The following is a 16,844-nucleotide window of genomic DNA, read 5'->3' on the forward strand; positions in this document are numbered from 1 at the left end:
AGCTCAAAATTATAGAGTTCTACAATACTAGAACAACTTCAAAATGAAGCAATCACTACACACTTTAATCGCTTAAATGTTTAGAAAGAAAAGTCGTCCCAAGTGTTGTCTGCAGACTGATAGAATATATAAGCTGTATTATTGGTATTTAGCTGAGGTAATAAATTCACTAAATGTCTCACACCACACTATTACAGTATTATATTTTGACACTTGAATACCTTGTGGCATTTTAACTGTAAAGTGATTAAAGGTTGTAACAGGACCAACGAAAATCATATTGGCTTTCAATCGCTTAAAATCAGTTTCAGTTTCAACAAATTCCGGTGATAAATAAAGCCTATAATCTGGTCCAGGTGCAAGGCTTCCTACTAATGTAATATGCTCCTGACCAACCAATATCTTTCCTTCCCCCCAGTGAAAATAATCACTGTCTTTCAGGTCTTTTTTGAAGGTCCCTACATACTGTGCTTGAGAAGATAGTGTTGATAATTCAGCGACTGTTGGTGATGCTGGCGCAATAAGAATAGGCAATATATAAATGCCTAAAGCCACTCCAAATAAACCTATAAGCAAGTGGCTTATTAACAGTAATATCATTTTCTTTAACTTCATATCTTTGCCTTTTTTAAAAACGTCCGACAACTCTAATATAATGAAGTAAGGCTGATTATGTCACGACTAAACAACAAGCACGACTGACTTTGTTAATCTGAATCCAATCGCTTGTTAGCATACTCCGCACTGAACCTATCATTAGCTTAACCTCTGCACCACCAAATAATAAGTAACCTCAAAAGATACCTATAAAATGTTCTAAGGTAAGATAAAAAGTAAATGATGACAATTAGAAGGTGGTCATTCAACGACAGCAACTAGTTACTACAAATTCCAGCGACAAAAAAACCGAACAGCGTTAACGATTCGGTTTTTAGATTTAGCATATTGCTTAAAAGCAAATTACTTACAAAGCGGCTCTCTAAAGCTAACGCCTGTATCCCAAGGTTGTTCAATCCAGGTATCTTGAGCAATATCGACAATGTAATCATCAACAAGTGGCTTACCCGCTGGCTTAGCACATACGGTAACGAACTTAGCTTTAGGATAAATTTCGCGCACGATTTTAGCTGTTGAGCCACTATCCACCAAATCATCAATTACGATGAAGCCTTCACCATCTCCCGGTGCTTGCTTAATGATTTTAGTTTCTCTTTGATGATCGTGATCATAGCTTGAAATACAGATGGTATCTACATGACGAATACCTAACTCGCGAGCCAGAATTGCAGCTGGTACCAAACCGCCACGGCTAACAGCAATAATACCTTGCCATTGCTCGACAGGTAGTAAACGTTCGGCCAATTCACGGGTATAACCTTGCATTTGATCCCAAGTGATCAGAAATTTTTTGCTCATGTGCAACCTTTTTATGCGAGTACGCTATTTTGAGGGGGAAGAGATTGCGCGGCATTTTGGCTTTTTATTCATAGTCATACAAATAAATATTAGTGAGCTATTTCACAGATTTGGACTTCGCCTAAATTAGGCTCACTTTACAACACCACCAAAGTATAAGCCGTTACACTATAAGACTAATTTTATAAATAATTATTAACTGATATGGTGAGTTAATGCTAGATATGCCCCGTAAAAAATAGCTCTGCTAGATAGTAACGGTAGACGACGAGCTGTTATTTTAAGCGTACTATTTTTGATTAAGAACGATTAACTCAAATTAATCGCTTTGATTTGCTGGTACTTTTCTAAAACGCCATTACGGTTTAAGCCACGTTTTACATTACTACAAAGCTTACCAAATCGGCGAATGTCATCAAATTGTGGCACATTACCGTTAGCAATTGCACTTTCCCAATAGCTAAGTTCGGTATCTACCAACTCAAGTAACTTTTTAGGGCAGCCTAAACAATTTCCATCAGGTCCACAAACAAAGGTCTCAGACTCATATAGCGGGAACTCTTGTTTAACCTGCTCAATAATTTGCATCATGGCAGTTGCTCTATCGGGCTTTTTAGCGGTGCTGATTTGATCTTTCATGGGCATGACGGCTTTGATTAAAAGTAAGGTAATGAGGCCAATGATTGCGTTTACATACCTCGTTACCCACATTATAAACCTTTAGTAAGTATTTAATTAGTGAATAATAATTTAAATTAAATGGTCAACAAAAAAGCCCTAATATCCAAAGAATTAGGGCTTACTCACGTACCATCTAGCTTAAGTTAAATTATAAGTCAGACCATATCATTACTTGAGCGGGTTCGTTGTTTTTACGCGTTGCGCGGTACATACCTTCTGTATTAAAAGGTGTCGCGATATTGCCGCGATGATCAATAGCAATAACCCCACCTGTTCCACCTGCAGTTATTAAACGCTGATTAATCACTTCATCTGCCGCTTGAATAATCGATTTATTCTGATATTTAACTTTTGCACAAATATCACCAGCTACGTGATATCGAATAAAATATTCGCCATGCCCCGTTGCGGAAACCGCACATACTCCATTTTCCGCGTAAGTGCCTGCGCCGATAACCGGTGAATCGCCAATGCGACCAAAGCGTTTTGCAGTCATGCCTCCAGTAGAGGTTCCCGCTGCTAGGTTTCCATTTTGGTCAAGTGCAACCGCTCCAACCGTGCCAAACTTGTAATCGAATTCACTATAATCGAGGGCACTTTGTTGATAATTATGATGGCTACTTGAGCCAATACTTGCTTGGTAATCTGGATTAGATTCTGCTTTTTGAATTTTTTCTTTCGCACTTTTTAACTGTTGGTAACGACTATCGGTATCAAAATGGTTAGCAGGTACAAGCTGATATCCCTGAGTTAAGGCAAACTCCTCAGCGCCTTGACCTGACAACATTACATGCGGTGACTTTTCCATCACAGTAATAGCCAAATCAATTGGATTCTTAATATGTTTAACCCCGGCCACTGCGCCAGCATTCATCGTTTTGCCATCCATAATAGAGGCATCTAACTCATGGGCACCATCAAATGTGTAAACAGCGCCAACACCTGCATTAAATAATGGGCTGTTTTCCAGAATATTTATCGATGTTTTAATTGCAACTAAACTATCACCACCCTTGGCCAATACATCATATCCAGCATCAACAGCTTCTTGTAACTTCTCGCGATAGGCTTTTTGCTGTTCAGCCGTTAAATTCGCTTTAGAGATGGTTCCAGCACCGCCATGTATAGCAATAGAAAAAGGTTTTTCATTTGCAGTCACATTTGCTGACAAACCTGTAGATAAAACAACCAACAATGCACTACTCAGGGCCTTATAATTCACAAACCTTCTCCAATTCTATTTATTTGCCCTCTTTGTAACCATTTTCAGCCATAATTACAATCAGCAACTTGCTTGAGTTCACGATTCTAGTGACAATAGGCTGTCCGCATTAAACTAATAATAAGAGTCTGATTTTTTGTTGATAAGTTTCTTTCGAGTAACGTTTTCAATCTTGCTGATTGCCTGTCTTACATTGGCAACGTTTTCTGTACGAGCAAAGGATTGGTTAACTCTCGACATAAAAGGTGTCGAGGGCTCGTTAGCGCGTAACGTCAGCGCTCACCTTGGTGCATTACCCGACTCTAGCGTACAACGCCGAGCTTTTATCTTTAATGCTGAAGACAATATTGAAGCTGCTATGCATTCAATGGGCTATTACCACAGTAAAGTGAAGCAAGAAGTCGTTAACAATGACAAAAAACCTTGGGTACTCAAACTCACTATCGATGCAGGTAAACCAACATTAATAAGTTGGGTTGATATCCAAGTAAAGGGAGAGATGCAAACCGATCCTCTTTTTGAAAAATGGCTCAGCACATTAAAAGTGCGCCCAGGTGATCGCCTTAATCATGGTGTTTATGATGATATCAAATCGCAACTATTAACGCTTGCGCTTGCGCGCGGCTATTTTGATGGCAAGTTTGATAAAGCTGAAATTGTCGTTGACCGAGACTTTAACACTGCAAAAATCGCACTATATTACAACTCGGGCAAACGCTATCACATAGGTGAAGTAACTTTTACAGGCTCGACCCTAGAACCACAACTGTTGCAACAATTGGTACCATTTAAATTAGATGCGCCATACAGTACGGGCAACTTGGGCCAGTTAAATAGGCAGTTATTAGACACTGGCTACTTTTCAAATATAAAAGTTCTCCCTTTGGTTGATCAGGTAGAAGGCATACAAGTACCTGTTAGAGTAGAATTAAGCCCTAGACCTAACCATTCTATCGAGCTCGGATTAGGTGCAGACATTGGTAACACCGTAGACAATAATCTTGAGCCTCGAGTGCGAGTCACTTGGCGGACACCGCAAATTAACAAGTATGGCCACTCTCAGGAAACCACAGCAGAATGGTCACCAGAAAAGCCAAAATTCTTAACGACTTATACAATTCCATTGACTCATCCACTGGATGACCAATTGAAACTGCGCACAGGTATGCTGCGTGACAAATACGGCGTTACTCAAGTTTATGACGCTGAAGACCGTGACTTTAGTAATACTGGCCAGCTTGAGTCATCAAAAATGTTGTTTGCCGTAATTAGACAGCAACGACTAAAAAACAAATGGTTATTTAACTACTCAGCCGAGATCATGAAAGAGACTTATCAACAGTCCGGTGTTGATTATGATCCTCGCTATGTACTTTTTGGCACCAGCTTATCTAGAACTAGCCGAGGTGATAACTCACTCGATCCTAAATCAGGCTTCTTTCAATTTTACAGTATTGAATACGCAGACCCAGCATTAGGATCAGAGGTAAGACTTGCACGCCTACAATCTAAGTTTAAATGGATTGATACCTTTTTTGATAAACATCGAATTGTGTCGCGCTTAGACATGGCCGCTAACCTTACCAGTGACTCATCATTAGAAAATATACCGCCTTCGCTGCGCTATTTTGCCGGTGGTGACCAAAGTATTCGTGGTTATAGCTATAACGAGCTTGGCCCTTCAATTGATTCAGTCAATGATGAAGGCCAAGTTGTACGTGAAGTTGTTGGTGGACGTTACTTAATGGTCGGTAGTATTGAGTATCAATATTACGTAACCCCAACGTGGCGGGTCGCAACATTCATTGATGCTGGTAATGCTTTTGATGTTAACCAAATAGAATTAATTACCTCGGTGGGTGCAGGTATTCACTGGATCTCACCGATTGGCCCGGTAAAGCTTGATGTTGGTGTCGGCTTAAAAGAAACAGATACCATTAGCCGCCCATGGCGCATTCATATCACGATGGGAGCTGAATTATGATTGCTCCTGAAGATAAAACAAATATGCCGACATCGACTGAAAATGAAAAACCAGTTGCACTCAGCTATCGCCTTAAAATTTGGCGCTGGTTTAAACTATGTAGCCGTATTCTTATTTATGCCCCACTTCTGTTACTAATCAGCCTTGCCGTATTAATTGGTACCGAGTTTGGTAGCCATATCACCGTTAAGCTGGCAGATATGTTGGTGCCAGATCTCGAGGTTAGTTATAAGTCTGGGCAAATAAATCGTCAGTTAGAGCTTAACTATGGCACTTGGCAGATGAATGGTGTAGCCGTAGAGGTCAGCGATTTAGTCCTCGCTTGGAACCCGATGTGTTTAATGCAAAAACAGCTTTGTGTGGAGCAGCTTTCAAGCTCCAAAGTCAATGTTGAGATTGATACTGCGTTAATTAGAACTGATAACAATGACCCATCAACACAAGTTGACACCACCAAAATTCAAGAAGATGCATCCGTAACAACATCTGATGTGTTGTCCAGTGTGTCGACTGATGACCCATTGGCAAATGTAGTCACTGCAGAGGCGATAGGGCCTGCAGAAACCGAGACGACTGAAGAAAACAAAGAAATCACCCTGCCCTTTGGTATCACCTTAAACAGTAGCGTCCTGCAACAAGTGACTGTACGCGTTAATGATATGGACTTTAATGCAAACCAATTAAACTTAAGTGCTGAATGGTTATCTACGGGGATCCGTGCCAGTTCTGTCTACGCCGAAGGTCTATTGGTTTCTATTCCTTTATCTAACCCAACAAATACTAAAACGAATACTGACAATAAGATTGAAAGTGCAGTAACACAAGAAACCGGTAGTACAACTAACAAAGTAGATCTAGCCAAAGACTGGGCAATGGCAAACCTACCTGAAGTCTTCATGCCTATCCCTGTATTTGTTGAAGCCTTAGATATAGACAATGGAGATCTAATTCTTGGCCCAAGAAAGGATCACTTTAGCAAGTTACATTTAAGCGGAAGTTACCAGCAGTTTCTCATCAATATCGACGATTTTAGTGCTAGTCATAGCTACGGAGATATTAGACTGTTAGGGCAAATGTCTCTTCTCGATGATTATCCTATGGATATTCATTCGACGATATCACTTGAAAAAGTGAAAGAGATTCCTGGACTAAACAAACAACATTTAACGGTCACGGTTAACCAAGGCTTTAACGAACTTAAAAGTCATATTGTTGGTAGCGGCCAGTTTGATTTCGACCTTACTTCAAATATCAAACTCGCAAACTCAAAGATCCCTTACAGCTTAAATTTAACCGCAAAAAAATTACAATGGCCTCTAGAGAACCCAGACTTTATTGCTGAAAATATCAGAATGGTTAGCCAAGGTGATTTAGCTGAGCAACACGTCAATTTAAAAGGAGACTTTTCGTCACCTTATCAACCCAAATTAGATATAGATACTGTATTTAGCCACACCAATGCACAACTAGTGTTTGAAAAACTCCACGCCTATAACAGTGTTCTTGGTGATTTGGTGATACAAGGCACATTTGATTATGCAGACCAATTAAAGTGGAACGCGAAAATCGCAGCGCAAACATTCGATATAAGTCAATTAACATTATCAGAAGATAACCCTCTTCCTGCTAGCGACATTAGCGGCCCGATTAATAGCTCAGGGAAATATAGTCTGTTCGATCATACTTGGTCAGTAAACCTAAACAATGCCGATCTCTATGGTCATGTAATGCAGTACCCTCTCAATGTCGTTGGTGATCTCGCTATCAATGACAAGTGGCATTTAAGTTCTGATGGACTAAATGTTAACGCACTGCAAAGCCGTTTATTTATACAAGGTGAAGTTGAAAAAAATTGGTCACTTAATGGGGAACTAACCGTACCGGATTTAAGTTTATGGCAGCAAGATGCTAGCGGGACTATCAATGCTGATATCAATGTTTCAGGCGAGAATGAGCACCCTGATATTGAAGTCGCACTGACTGCAACAGATCTTGAATTTCAGACTCTAGAACTTGAAACCATGTCTGTGAATGGACATTACAAACCATTTGATAACCAAGCATTCAATGCTCAAATGGACTTATACAATTTTAAGTACCAAGATCTTGAACTCAACGACGTAACACTAGCAGCAAAAGGTGATCTCGCTGCGCAGTCATTAAAGCTTGGCTCAACAGGCGAGCTAACACTAAATAGCCAGATAGTAAGCCAGTATGATCAAAAATTACATCGTATTGAGGCTCAAATAAAGAGCCTATCGTTAGCTTCAAAGCTTGGACAGGTGGATCTCGACGCTCCCTTAGAAGGGAGTTATCTGATAGATAAGCAGAGTGGTACTTTACAACCATTTTGTTTATCTCACTCTGGTGGTAAGTTATGTGCAAAACAAGACATCGCCCTTGGTTTAAGCGGCCAAGCTGCGCTGGAGTTTGTTGGTGATCTGGGCAAATTAGCTGAACCATGGTTGCCAGAAAGTATTGATTGGACTGGTCCCGCTATACTCACCTCAAACATCCAATGGTTTGCAGACCGTAAACCAATTGGTAATGTCGATCTTCAGCTAACTGAAGGCAAGATCGACTTTAAAGCCACCAATAACAGTAATGTTGCGGTTGGTTATAAATCACTGCAACTTAGAAGCCGCCTAGATGAAAAGCAACTATTGACTTCACTCGCTCTTGAGTCTAATAAAATTGCAACATTGGATGCTAACCTTGGTATTAATGTTACACCAGATAGACAAATGGATGGCAAACTAGCGCTGCAGGAAATCAACCTGCAAGCCCTAGCAGTTCTGCTTCCGGAACTTGAAGTTTTAGAGGGGATAATATCCAGTGAACTCACCATTGGCGGAAGCCTAAGCGATCCAAAAGTTTCGGGGAAAATAGCCTTAAATAATGGCTCGATTATGGCAACAGCAAACCCAACGCTACTTGAAGATATCGATCTTGATTTTATCTTTGCAGGTAAAAAAGCCCAAATAGATGGCGAGTTAAAAATGGGCAAAGGTCAGGCCTTTGTTGACGGTCAATTAGACTGGGCTGAGCGCAAGTTAAAAGGTAGCTTCGATATTAAGGGTAAAGACTTAGCCGTCATTCAGCCCCCACTCGCCATTTTGAACGTCGGTACAGATCTAAAAGTTAAGTTCACCAATGAATCTTTTGATATCAGTGGCGATATTAATGTGCCTTCAGGGAAAATCACCATCGTACAGTTGCCTGAAGGAGGTATAGCCGTTTCCAAAGATGTAGTTTTTGAAGATAGCTTAGCTTCTCAAGAAACCAAAGTGTCACCACTCGCTGTATCTGCTCAAGTTAATTTAAATGTAGGTGACGACTTACGAGTTGACGGTATGGGCCTTACCGGAAAGCTATTAGGTAAATTAGAACTAAAACAAGATCCTTTCAGGCCACCTTTGTTATTTGGTGAAATAAAAGTTGTCGATGGCAATTATAAATTTATGGGACAAACCCTTGAAATACGAGCGGGTGAGATGCAGTTCATTGGCCCTATAGATGTGCCAAACCTTAACATCGAAGCAGTGCGTGAAATTAAAGATGAAGATGTAATAGCAGGTGTTCGCATTACAGGAACACCATTGAAACCTGTTGTTAACCTTTTCTCAAACCCAACCAAAGAACAGGCAGAAATTTTAAATTATATTGTCCGTGGTACAGGACTTAGTAATAACAGTGTCGACCAAAACAGCGGCCTAATGATGGGCGCGGCATTAACCTTAAGTAGTCAAATTGGCGGCGGTGCAATTGGCAATATTGGCAATACGGCAACCGGAATTATTGAAAAAATTGGTTTCTCTAACGTACAGCTAGATGCCAATGACGATGGTCGCTTTGCAATTAGTGGTTTTATTGGCGAAAAATTAATGGTCAAATATGGTGTTGGAGTATTTAATCCTGGCTATGAGATGACTGTGCGCTATTACTTACTGTCTCAACTCTACTTAGAAACCGTATCAGGTACCATAGAACAGTCTTTAGATATTTATTACAGCTTTGATTTATAGCGTTTAGATAGTGACGCATTTTAATCGTTACAAAAAAGCCATCTTAAATGATGGCTTTATATATTAGCGGCTGTGATAACAGATTGAGCTATCTAACTTAAGTATCTGAGTGTCCGAGATTTTCTGGCATATTATCTCGCAAACTTTGCCACATCATGCCACTGTTAATACCGTATGTGCGCATTAATGCTGGTACATCTACGTAGTTTTTATCAACCGCTAATGCTTGTAGCTGCTTATAAAACTCCATAGCCAAGGCTCGTGCTTCTGGGCTTGAAAAATAATAACGCCCTACTCTGCTGTATAAGCCTTTAAAGCCGTTTAAGATCAATACATAGAGTGGGTTTCCTGAGGAAAATGCCAAAGTATGCTGTAACTCATAATCGAATTCCGCATACGCTTCAGCATTATCTTCTAACGCATCAAGCTCAGATAAAGCCGCAACGGCTTTATCTGGATTATTACGAATTGCACCTCTAAAATAGATAGCGCTCACACTGCTACGCGCAGATAACAATTGATCGACTAGCTCAGGAAAACCATCAGGGTTAAGTTCTGCTATGGTCTCAAGAATATTTAGACCTGATGTTTCCCAAAAATTATTCACGCGAGTTGGCTTACCATGCTGGATAGTCAACCAACCGTCTCGTGCTAAACGCTGTAATACTTCTCGTAACGTTGTGCGAGTGACGCCGATTAATTCAGACAGCTCTCGCTCAGCAGGAAGAATAGAGCCTGGAGGAAACTTATTTTCCCATATGGATCGTACAATATACTTCTCTGCAAAACTTGCAGGGCCTTTGGCATTGATGATCATGTGGCTACTCTATCCAATTATTAGTGTTGTTCTGGGACAGATCATACCAGAGCCATGAAAAATGAAAACCAAAACAGCGCGAATTGACAGTGACTAAATACAGAAACGGGCTAGACCGCTCATTTTTTACGCTAACAGGCCATTTTAAATGACATTTTTTTGATATAGATAGCTGTTTCGTCATTATGGGCTTTTTAAGTTTTCAAAAAGGTTTTATCTTTAGCATCGGCTTAATTATAGCTGGTAGCAAATTTCATTAAAATGTTGTTATTAGCAACTATATATAGATATCAAATAGAGAGGATTCCATGCCTGTGACAATGAGTCGGGCGTTTCTTGACAACTTCTTGGGTAATTCACCGAAGTGGTTCAAAATCGCGATCATATCGTTTTTAGTGATCAACCCAATCGTATTTTATTTTAATCCGTTTGTGGCTGGCTGGCTGTTAGTTGTTGAGTTTATCTTCACTTTAGCAATGGCCCTAAAATGTTACCCACTTCAACCAGGTGGTTTATTAGCGATTGAAGCTGTCGCCATTGGTATGACATCGCCTAGCCAGGTGCTGCATGAAATCGAAGCAAACCTTGAAGTAGTCCTATTATTAGTCTTCATGGTTGCTGGTATTTACTTCATGAAGCAATTGCTACTATTTGTATTTACCAAGATGATCACTAAGGTTCGTTCTAAAGTAGCGGTATCTTTGTTGTTCTGTATTTCATCTGCATTCCTATCTGCATTCTTGGATGCGTTAACAGTTATCGCAGTTATTATTACAGTTGCAGTTGGTTTCTACTCTATTTACCACAAAGTGGCATCAGGCAAGAGCTTTGGCGACAGCCATGACCACACCTCTGATGGTCAAAATCAGTTATGTGAAGAAGAACTAGAATCATTCCGTGGTTTTCTACGCAACCTACTTATGCATGCCGGTGTTGGTACTGCATTAGGTGGTGTTTGTACCATGGTTGGTGAGCCACAAAACCTAATTATTGCTGCGCAAGCTAACTGGCAGTTCGCTGAATTTGCTATTCGCATGTCACCAGTAACTGTACCTGTATTCTTTGCTGGTATTACGACGTGTTTCTTAGTAGAGAAATTCAAAGTATTTGGCTATGGTCAGCAACTACCTGAAGCGGTTCATAAAATCCTTTCAGACTACGATGCTCATGAAGATGCTAACCGCACTAAACATGACAAAGTTAAACTTCTAATCCAAGCAGTTATTGGTGTGTGGTTAATCGCAGGTCTTGCGCTACATTTGGCTTCAGTGGGCTTAATCGGTCTATCTGTAATTATTCTAGCAACTGCATTTAACGGTATCACTAACGAACATGCACTTGGTAAAGCTTTTGAAGAAGCGTTACCTTTTACAGCACTATTAGCCGTTTTCTTTGCGATCGTTGCAGTAATTATTGATCAGCAATTGTTTGCACCAGTTATCCAGTGGGCACTAAGCTATGAAGGTAACACTCAGTTAGTTATTTTCTACATCGCTAACGGTCTGCTTTCAATGGTGAGTGATAACGTATTCGTGGGTACGGTATACATTAACGAAGTGAAATCAGCGCTACTTAATGGCCAAATTACTCGTGATCAGTTCGACCTACTAGCCGTAGCTATCAATACAGGTACTAACCTACCTTCAGTTGCAACGCCTAATGGTCAAGCTGCGTTCCTATTCTTGCTAACATCAGCAATCGCTCCACTTATCCGCCTTTCTTACGGCAGAATGGTGTGGATGGCACTGCCATATACGATCGTTTTATCTATCGTTGGTGTTCTTGCTATTCAATTAGGAGCGTTAGAACAGATGACTCAATACTTCTATGACAGTCAAATGTTAATCCATCACTCTGCTCAAGCAGCTGTAGATGGTGTAGTATCATCTCATTGATAAGCCTTATCTGAACTATTTATTAAATAGTTAGTCATATAAAACGCCCTATTCAATAGGGCGTTTTTTTTACTTGCAATGGAGACTTTGTCGTTGAATGCACTAACCAATTTTGCTCACTCACGTACCGCCTGGCTGATCTTGATGTTTTCAGCTGTTGCACTTGAACTAGCAGCCCTATTCTTTCAATACGTTATGCAGCTCAGTCCCTGCGTTATGTGTATCTATCAACGCGTCGCGGTTTTTGGCTTAGTGTTTGCAGGATTGATTGGTGTTATAGGTCATAATTCACGAATTGCACGTTTTATCGGTCTAGCAACTTGGGGAGTTAGCGCAGGATGGGGGCTTAAGCTCGCAATTGAATTAGTCGATATGCAAACTAACCCCTCTCCTTTTGCAACTTGCTCATACTTACCAGAATTCCCTAGTTGGCTACAGCTGCATGAGTGGTTACCATCAGTATTTATGCCAACAGGTATGTGCACTGATATCCCATGGGAGTTTATGGGCGTAACTATGGGGCAATATATGATTATCGCTTTCAGTGTTTATCTGCTAGCCCTGCTGGTGTTTATGATCCCAGCACTTAAAAAGTCGATTAAATAGAGAGTATTAAGTTAACCCCATAAAAAAACGCCCGACTAAATCGGGCGTTTTTATTTATATATTGAGCAAAGACCACAACTGTTTATTCAATATCTTTCATAGGCCACAAAACGATGTGGTCTTCAATATCACGTACTTTTGTCTCGCAGGTAACTTTACCAGCAACGGACATACCGGCCAAGATCATAGCCTCTTTTGAGCCTGTGCGCAGAGGGTGCCAAGTTGGAAGCTCACGCCCCATAAATAAACGACGATAAGCGCAACTATCGGGTAACCAAGTTAATGAATCAATATTATCTACGGTCACTTTAGTACAACTTGGAACAAACTTAAAACGCTGCTCATAGTTGGTGCAATGCCCTGCTTTGTTATCTAGTAATTGGCAGGCGGCATTGGTGTAATAAAGCTCTTCAGTTTCATCATCAATGAGTTTATTTAGACAGCATTTACCACAACCATCACAAAGTGACTCCCACTCTTCAGTGCTCATTTGCGCTAAGTTTTTTTCGTTCCAAAATGCCATGCTTAACTCATTAACTCGTATTCAACCAATTTAGGCGCGCATTATACAGCGCAGTCATATCTGTGCCCACCACACATTCGTTTTCTATTTTAGTTAAGGCGACAAAATTGCAATTATTGTGATATCGCTGACATTTGCGTACAACATTTAAGCAGAGCAACTACCATCTATTAAGTTCTACAACTAAAGATGGCTATCTAGCACCTACGACAACCCAACTTATCGTGATAAAAAAAATGCTAGTTTATGACAACTTCTCGCAAAAAAGCACGCCTACAACATAAGTTGAACTTATGGGTCGTCAACGAAAAACGGTAATAGCAGATGAAATCAAATTAATAGGTCGTTAGATAATCGCTGGAAATTTAATTCTTTCGGAAAGGTAACTTACTGTAATGGCAAAATAGTCCGAATCCTTCCAACTTCGCAAGCTGCGATAGTTACCATACACCAGATATTTTCGACCACTCACACCGTCGGGCATCACCATTGAAACATACATATCGTCGCGTTTTGGCAAAGTACTTCCATCAAAACGGGTTACACCTAAACTTTGCCACTCCGTAAATGTCTTTTCAATTTTTAAACCCGCGAAATTTGGATTAAAGTTCACGGGGACTTTTACCTGCCGCCCCCAAGTCTGTGAATCTTTCCAACCATTTTGTTGTAGGTAATATGCAATAGAGGCAAAAGCATCGCTGGTATTAGTCCAAATATCTTTTTTACCATCACCATCGCCGTCTTGGGCGTAATCTAAGTAAATACTTGGGTTAAATTGATTTAATCCCATCTTACCGGTGGAATTACTTTTTAGGTCAGCAAAAGCGATGTTATCTCTTTCAATAATCTTGAGCGCATCAATAAATTGCTTCTGATAGAACGCTTCGCGCTCGCCTGCAAAAGCTAAAGAAGCGCTAACCGATAAAACGGAGTAATTACTACCCAGCTTACCAAAGTTAGCGTCTACCCCCAAAATGGCCACAATAAAGCGAGGCTGAACACCATAGTGTTTGCCAATCGTAATCAGTTGTTGTTGATGTTGCTTGTAAAAAGCACGCGCCGTATCGACTTTAGATTGCGGCACGGCGTTTGGTAGGTAGGTATCAAGTGTTGCTAATACAACAGGTTCGTTGGTTTTTCCGACCTGCGCTTTTTTAAATCGCTTTATTTTGGGAAAAACATCATTAATTGTTTCTAAACTAATCCCTTTATCTGCGGCTAGTTGCTTTAAAGTCGCAACATAATCACTAAAAGAACCTTTAACTTGCTCTTCGGCAGCCCCAACCACCGGCATAACACTCAAACAAAAAGCCAGAACCAAAACATGTTTTTCTAAACCCATAAATCCCCTTGATACACCTATAATGGCTTTCCCTAAAGGTTAATCAGGGTTAAAGCCGATGTCTTTCTTATGTTGTTCTAGTAAATTAACAACTGGAGGGGGCAGCTGCAAATAAAATCCTTTCTCTTTCAACTCTGATCTTACTTTATGGATATCGGCAAAACCTAAATGGTCGCGTTTTTCTATCGGTAGCATCATCACTAATTGTGGCTCACCAAACATGGCCATTAATGCTTCAGGAACACGTTCAAAATCATTACGTTTTTCAACGAAAAGGTAACTTTCGGCCTTTCTAAGGCTTTTATACACTGCACAGATCATATACGACTCAATTTCCAAACTATTCAACTTGCCAGCTACGAAAGCACACTATACCATGGACCGTTAGGAATATAATGGATATCGGCCTCGTGCTGAACTTTTCTAGAGAGCAATACAGGAATGCAAACACCTAGCCTAGAATTAAAAGGCTCCTCTTTTACTCTTTCTGTACTGCATATCAACAATGATGATATGGCAGTTATAGCAGCTGAGTTAGATGCTAAGCTCGCCATTGCACCACAGTTTTTTATTGGTGCACCTTTAGTGGTTAACCTTAGTGCTATTCAAACTGAAGATTTTGACATACTTGGTTTAAAAGAAATATTAACCAGTCGTCATTTGATTGTTGTGGGCATAACAAGTGCATCTGCCGCGCTCACAAAACAAGCTAAATCTATTGGTCTTGCAGCAGTAAAATCAGGAAAAGAAGCCATTTCACAGCCTCAATTACCTAAAACGACTAAAATCGTTAAGCAAAATGTCCGATCAGGGCAACAAATCTACGCCAAGAATGCAGACTTAATCATTATTGGCGCAGTGGGTAACGGTGCAGAAGTAATTGCTGATGGCAGTATCCATATATACGGCACATTGCGTGGTAAAGCGATGGCTGGCGCAGCGGGTGACAGAAATACTGTCATCATGGCACAAAAAATTGAAGCAGAACTGGTATCGATTGCAGGTCAATACTGGTTAACTGAAAATCTTCAGCAAAACGGAGCCGCTCCAAGCGGTTGTATTCGCCTAGAAGGCGAAACGCTTACGGTTGAATCATTGCCTCTGTAAGAGCGCAAAATTGAAAGGATTATTATAAATGGCGCAAATTATTGTTGTCACATCGGGTAAAGGCGGCGTGGGTAAAACCACCTCAAGTGCTGCAATTGCCACTGGTCTTGCGATGAAAGGCCATAAAACCGTGGTTATCGATTTTGATATTGGTCTACGTAACTTAGACTTAATCATGGGCTGTGAGCGCCGAGTGGTATATGACTTTGTTAATGTAATTAATGGCGAAGCAAACCTTAATCAAGCTTTGATTAAAGATAAGCGCACTCCAAAATTATTCGTCTTGCCAGCGTCACAAACCCGCGACAAAGATGCATTAACCAAAGAAGGTGTAGGTAAGGTATTAGAAGATCTCGCTAAAGATTTTGAATACATTATTTGTGACTCACCTGCGGGTATTGAAACAGGTGCCATGATGGCGCTGTACTTTGCAGATGTAGCGATTGTAACAACTAACCCTGAAGTCAGCTCAGTGCGCGATTCAGACCGTATCTTGGGTATGTTACAAAGCAAGTCTAAGCGTGCTGAAGACGGTTTAGAGCCAGTGAAAGAATACTTGCTACTAACTCGCTACTCTCCAGCTCGAGTAACTACCGGTGAAATGCTAAGTGTGCAAGATGTAGAAGAGATCTTAGCTATCCCATTGATCGGCGTGATCCCAGAATCACAAGCCGTACTCAAAGCCTCTAACTCTGGTGTACCTGTTATTATCGATCAAGAAAGCGATGCAGGTATGGCTTACAGCGATGCTGTAGAAAGGTTATTAGGTGAAGAACTGCCTTTCCGATTTCTTAAGGAAGAGAAGAAAGGTTTCTTAAAACGAATTTTTGGTAGCTAACTATGTCCTTACTTGATTACTTTAAAACAAATAAAAAGCCCAGCACGGCTGTCACAGCTAAAGAGCGACTGCAAATCATCGTAGCCCATCAGCGCGGTGAACGTGATGCACCGGATTATTTTCCGCAGATGAAGCAAGAAATCATTGAAGTGATCCGTAAGTATGTGCAAGTAGGCCCAGATCAAGTCTCTGTGCAGCTTGATCAAAATGACGAAAACTTGTCGGTACTCGAGCTTAATGTCACCCTACCAGAGCAAAACTAATTTTTAGTTAGCTTTCTTGTTATCAATAGTGGCTGTGTAGCTGTGCTATTGGTACCAAGCAGAAAGTGATATCGAACTTAGAGTGATAAAAAGCCCGCTATTGCGGGCTTTTTATTCGTTTTCAA

At 40.6% G+C, this 16,844-nt stretch carries 15 protein-coding genes; 7 read left to right on the top strand and 8 right to left on the bottom strand.

Annotation, left to right across the window (positions count from 1 at the left end; translation table 11 throughout):
* Nucleotides 1-138 precede the first annotated feature (138 nt).
* From L2747_RS01690 to L2747_RS01705, 4 genes are all read right to left on the bottom strand, one after another.
* Nucleotides 139-615 (bottom strand): DM13 domain-containing protein, encoded by a 477-nt coding sequence (locus tag L2747_RS01690; RefSeq protein ID WP_248997379.1) that lies wholly within the window; start codon nt 613-615, stop codon nt 139-141.
* Nucleotides 616-960: 345 nt separating this feature from the next.
* Nucleotides 961-1,416 carry a xanthine phosphoribosyltransferase gene (gene gpt, locus L2747_RS01695; protein ID WP_248997380.1) on the bottom strand — a complete coding sequence of 152 codons (456 nt, stop codon included), beginning with the start codon at nt 1,414-1,416 and terminating at the stop codon, nt 961-963.
* A gap of 309 nt (nt 1,417-1,725) precedes the next feature.
* The gene (locus L2747_RS01700; RefSeq protein ID WP_248997381.1) at nt 1,726-2,055 is read right to left on the bottom strand and encodes a hypothetical protein; all 330 of its coding nucleotides are present in this window, start codon (nt 2,053-2,055) and stop codon (nt 1,726-1,728) included.
* Nucleotides 2,056-2,245: 190 nt separating this feature from the next.
* Nucleotides 2,246-3,319: an isoaspartyl peptidase/L-asparaginase family protein gene (locus L2747_RS01705; protein ID WP_428848501.1), complete on the bottom strand. Its 1,074-nt coding sequence runs from the start codon at nt 3,317-3,319 to the stop codon at nt 2,246-2,248.
* Between the two features lie 136 nt (nt 3,320-3,455).
* Here L2747_RS01705 and L2747_RS01710 point away from each other — a divergent pair, with 136 nt between their 5' ends.
* Together L2747_RS01710 and L2747_RS01715 are read left to right on the top strand one after the other, a co-directional pair.
* Nucleotides 3,456-5,303, top strand: coding sequence for an autotransporter assembly complex protein TamA (locus L2747_RS01710; protein ID WP_248997382.1), 1,848 nt, complete (start codon nt 3,456-3,458; stop codon nt 5,301-5,303).
* Nucleotides 5,300-9,328, top strand: a complete 4,029-nt coding sequence (locus tag L2747_RS01715; protein ID WP_248997383.1) for a translocation/assembly module TamB domain-containing protein — start codon at nt 5,300-5,302, stop codon at nt 9,326-9,328. Before L2747_RS01710 ends, L2747_RS01715 begins: the two co-directional genes overlap by 4 nt.
* Nucleotides 9,329-9,425: 97 nt before the next feature.
* Here the strand turns inward: L2747_RS01715 and fadR are convergent, their stop codons facing one another.
* A complete protein-coding gene (fadR, locus tag L2747_RS01720) occupies nt 9,426-10,145 on the bottom strand; it encodes a fatty acid metabolism transcriptional regulator FadR (RefSeq protein ID WP_248997384.1) in 720 nt (239 codons plus the stop codon).
* Between the two features lie 308 nt (nt 10,146-10,453).
* On the opposite strand from fadR, the gene nhaB reads away from it, so the two are divergent.
* Complete coding sequence (nhaB, locus tag L2747_RS01725; RefSeq protein WP_248997385.1) at nt 10,454-12,040, top strand: sodium/proton antiporter NhaB; 1,587 nt, start codon at nt 10,454-10,456, stop codon at nt 12,038-12,040.
* Nucleotides 12,041-12,133: 93 nt separating this feature from the next.
* Nucleotides 12,134-12,646, top strand: coding sequence for a disulfide bond formation protein DsbB (dsbB, locus tag L2747_RS01730; RefSeq protein WP_248997386.1), 513 nt, complete (start codon nt 12,134-12,136; stop codon nt 12,644-12,646).
* Between the two features lie 82 nt (nt 12,647-12,728).
* Here the strand turns inward: dsbB and L2747_RS01735 are convergent, their stop codons facing one another.
* The 3 genes from L2747_RS01735 to L2747_RS01745 form a co-directional block, all read right to left on the bottom strand.
* Nucleotides 12,729-13,169: a YcgN family cysteine cluster protein gene (locus L2747_RS01735; protein ID WP_248997387.1), complete on the bottom strand. Its 441-nt coding sequence runs from the start codon at nt 13,167-13,169 to the stop codon at nt 12,729-12,731.
* A 346-nt stretch (nt 13,170-13,515) separates the two neighbouring features.
* Nucleotides 13,516-14,511 (bottom strand): lytic murein transglycosylase, encoded by a 996-nt coding sequence (locus L2747_RS01740; protein ID WP_248997388.1) that lies wholly within the window; start codon nt 14,509-14,511, stop codon nt 13,516-13,518.
* 39 nt (nt 14,512-14,550) lie between these two features.
* Nucleotides 14,551-14,832, bottom strand: a complete 282-nt coding sequence (locus L2747_RS01745; protein WP_220780838.1) for a YcgL domain-containing protein — start codon at nt 14,830-14,832, stop codon at nt 14,551-14,553.
* Nucleotides 14,833-14,952: 120 nt separating this feature from the next.
* Here L2747_RS01745 and minC point away from each other — a divergent pair, with 120 nt between their 5' ends.
* The 3 genes from minC to minE are packed head-to-tail and all read left to right on the top strand — an operon-like array spanning nt 14,953 to nt 16,719.
* Entirely contained in the window at nt 14,953-15,618 is a 666-nt protein-coding gene (minC, locus tag L2747_RS01750) for a septum site-determining protein MinC (protein ID WP_248997389.1), read from the top strand.
* A 28-nt stretch (nt 15,619-15,646) separates the two neighbouring features.
* Nucleotides 15,647-16,456, top strand: coding sequence for a septum site-determining protein MinD (gene minD / locus L2747_RS01755; RefSeq protein WP_248997390.1), 810 nt, complete (start codon nt 15,647-15,649; stop codon nt 16,454-16,456).
* Nucleotides 16,457-16,458: 2 nt separating this feature from the next.
* Nucleotides 16,459-16,719, top strand: coding sequence for a cell division topological specificity factor MinE (gene minE / locus L2747_RS01760; protein WP_248470561.1), 261 nt, complete (start codon nt 16,459-16,461; stop codon nt 16,717-16,719).
* Nucleotides 16,720-16,844 lie beyond the last annotated feature (125 nt).

The organism is Shewanella marinintestina, assembly GCF_023283845.1.
Taxonomy (GTDB): Bacteria; Pseudomonadota; Gammaproteobacteria; order Enterobacterales; family Shewanellaceae; genus Shewanella; species Shewanella marinintestina.

Bases quoted from the DNA above. Each gene is read 5' to 3' on its own strand.
- L2747_RS01745 (WP_220780838.1), bottom strand. From the start codon at position 14,832: ATGATCTGTGCAGTGTATAAAAGCCTTAGAAAGGCCGAAAGTTACCTT.
- L2747_RS01700 (WP_248997381.1), bottom strand. From the start codon at position 2,055: ATGAAAGATCAAATCAGCACCGCTAAAAAGCCCGATAGAGCAACTGCC.
- L2747_RS01735 (WP_248997387.1), bottom strand. From the start codon at position 13,169: ATGGCATTTTGGAACGAAAAAAACTTAGCGCAAATGAGCACTGAAGAG.
- nhaB (WP_248997385.1), top strand. From the start codon at position 10,454: ATGCCTGTGACAATGAGTCGGGCGTTTCTTGACAACTTCTTGGGTAAT.
- gpt (WP_248997380.1), bottom strand. From the start codon at position 1,416: ATGAGCAAAAAATTTCTGATCACTTGGGATCAAATGCAAGGTTATACC.
- minD (WP_248997390.1), top strand. From the start codon at position 15,647: ATGGCGCAAATTATTGTTGTCACATCGGGTAAAGGCGGCGTGGGTAAA.
- L2747_RS01715 (WP_248997383.1), top strand. From the start codon at position 5,300: ATGATTGCTCCTGAAGATAAAACAAATATGCCGACATCGACTGAAAAT.
- L2747_RS01690 (WP_248997379.1), bottom strand. From the start codon at position 615: ATGAAGTTAAAGAAAATGATATTACTGTTAATAAGCCACTTGCTTATA.
- minC (WP_248997389.1), top strand. From the start codon at position 14,953: ATGCAAACACCTAGCCTAGAATTAAAAGGCTCCTCTTTTACTCTTTCT.
- minE (WP_248470561.1), top strand. From the start codon at position 16,459: ATGTCCTTACTTGATTACTTTAAAACAAATAAAAAGCCCAGCACGGCT.
- L2747_RS01740 (WP_248997388.1), bottom strand. From the start codon at position 14,511: ATGGGTTTAGAAAAACATGTTTTGGTTCTGGCTTTTTGTTTGAGTGTT.
- fadR (WP_248997384.1), bottom strand. From the start codon at position 10,145: ATGATCATCAATGCCAAAGGCCCTGCAAGTTTTGCAGAGAAGTATATT.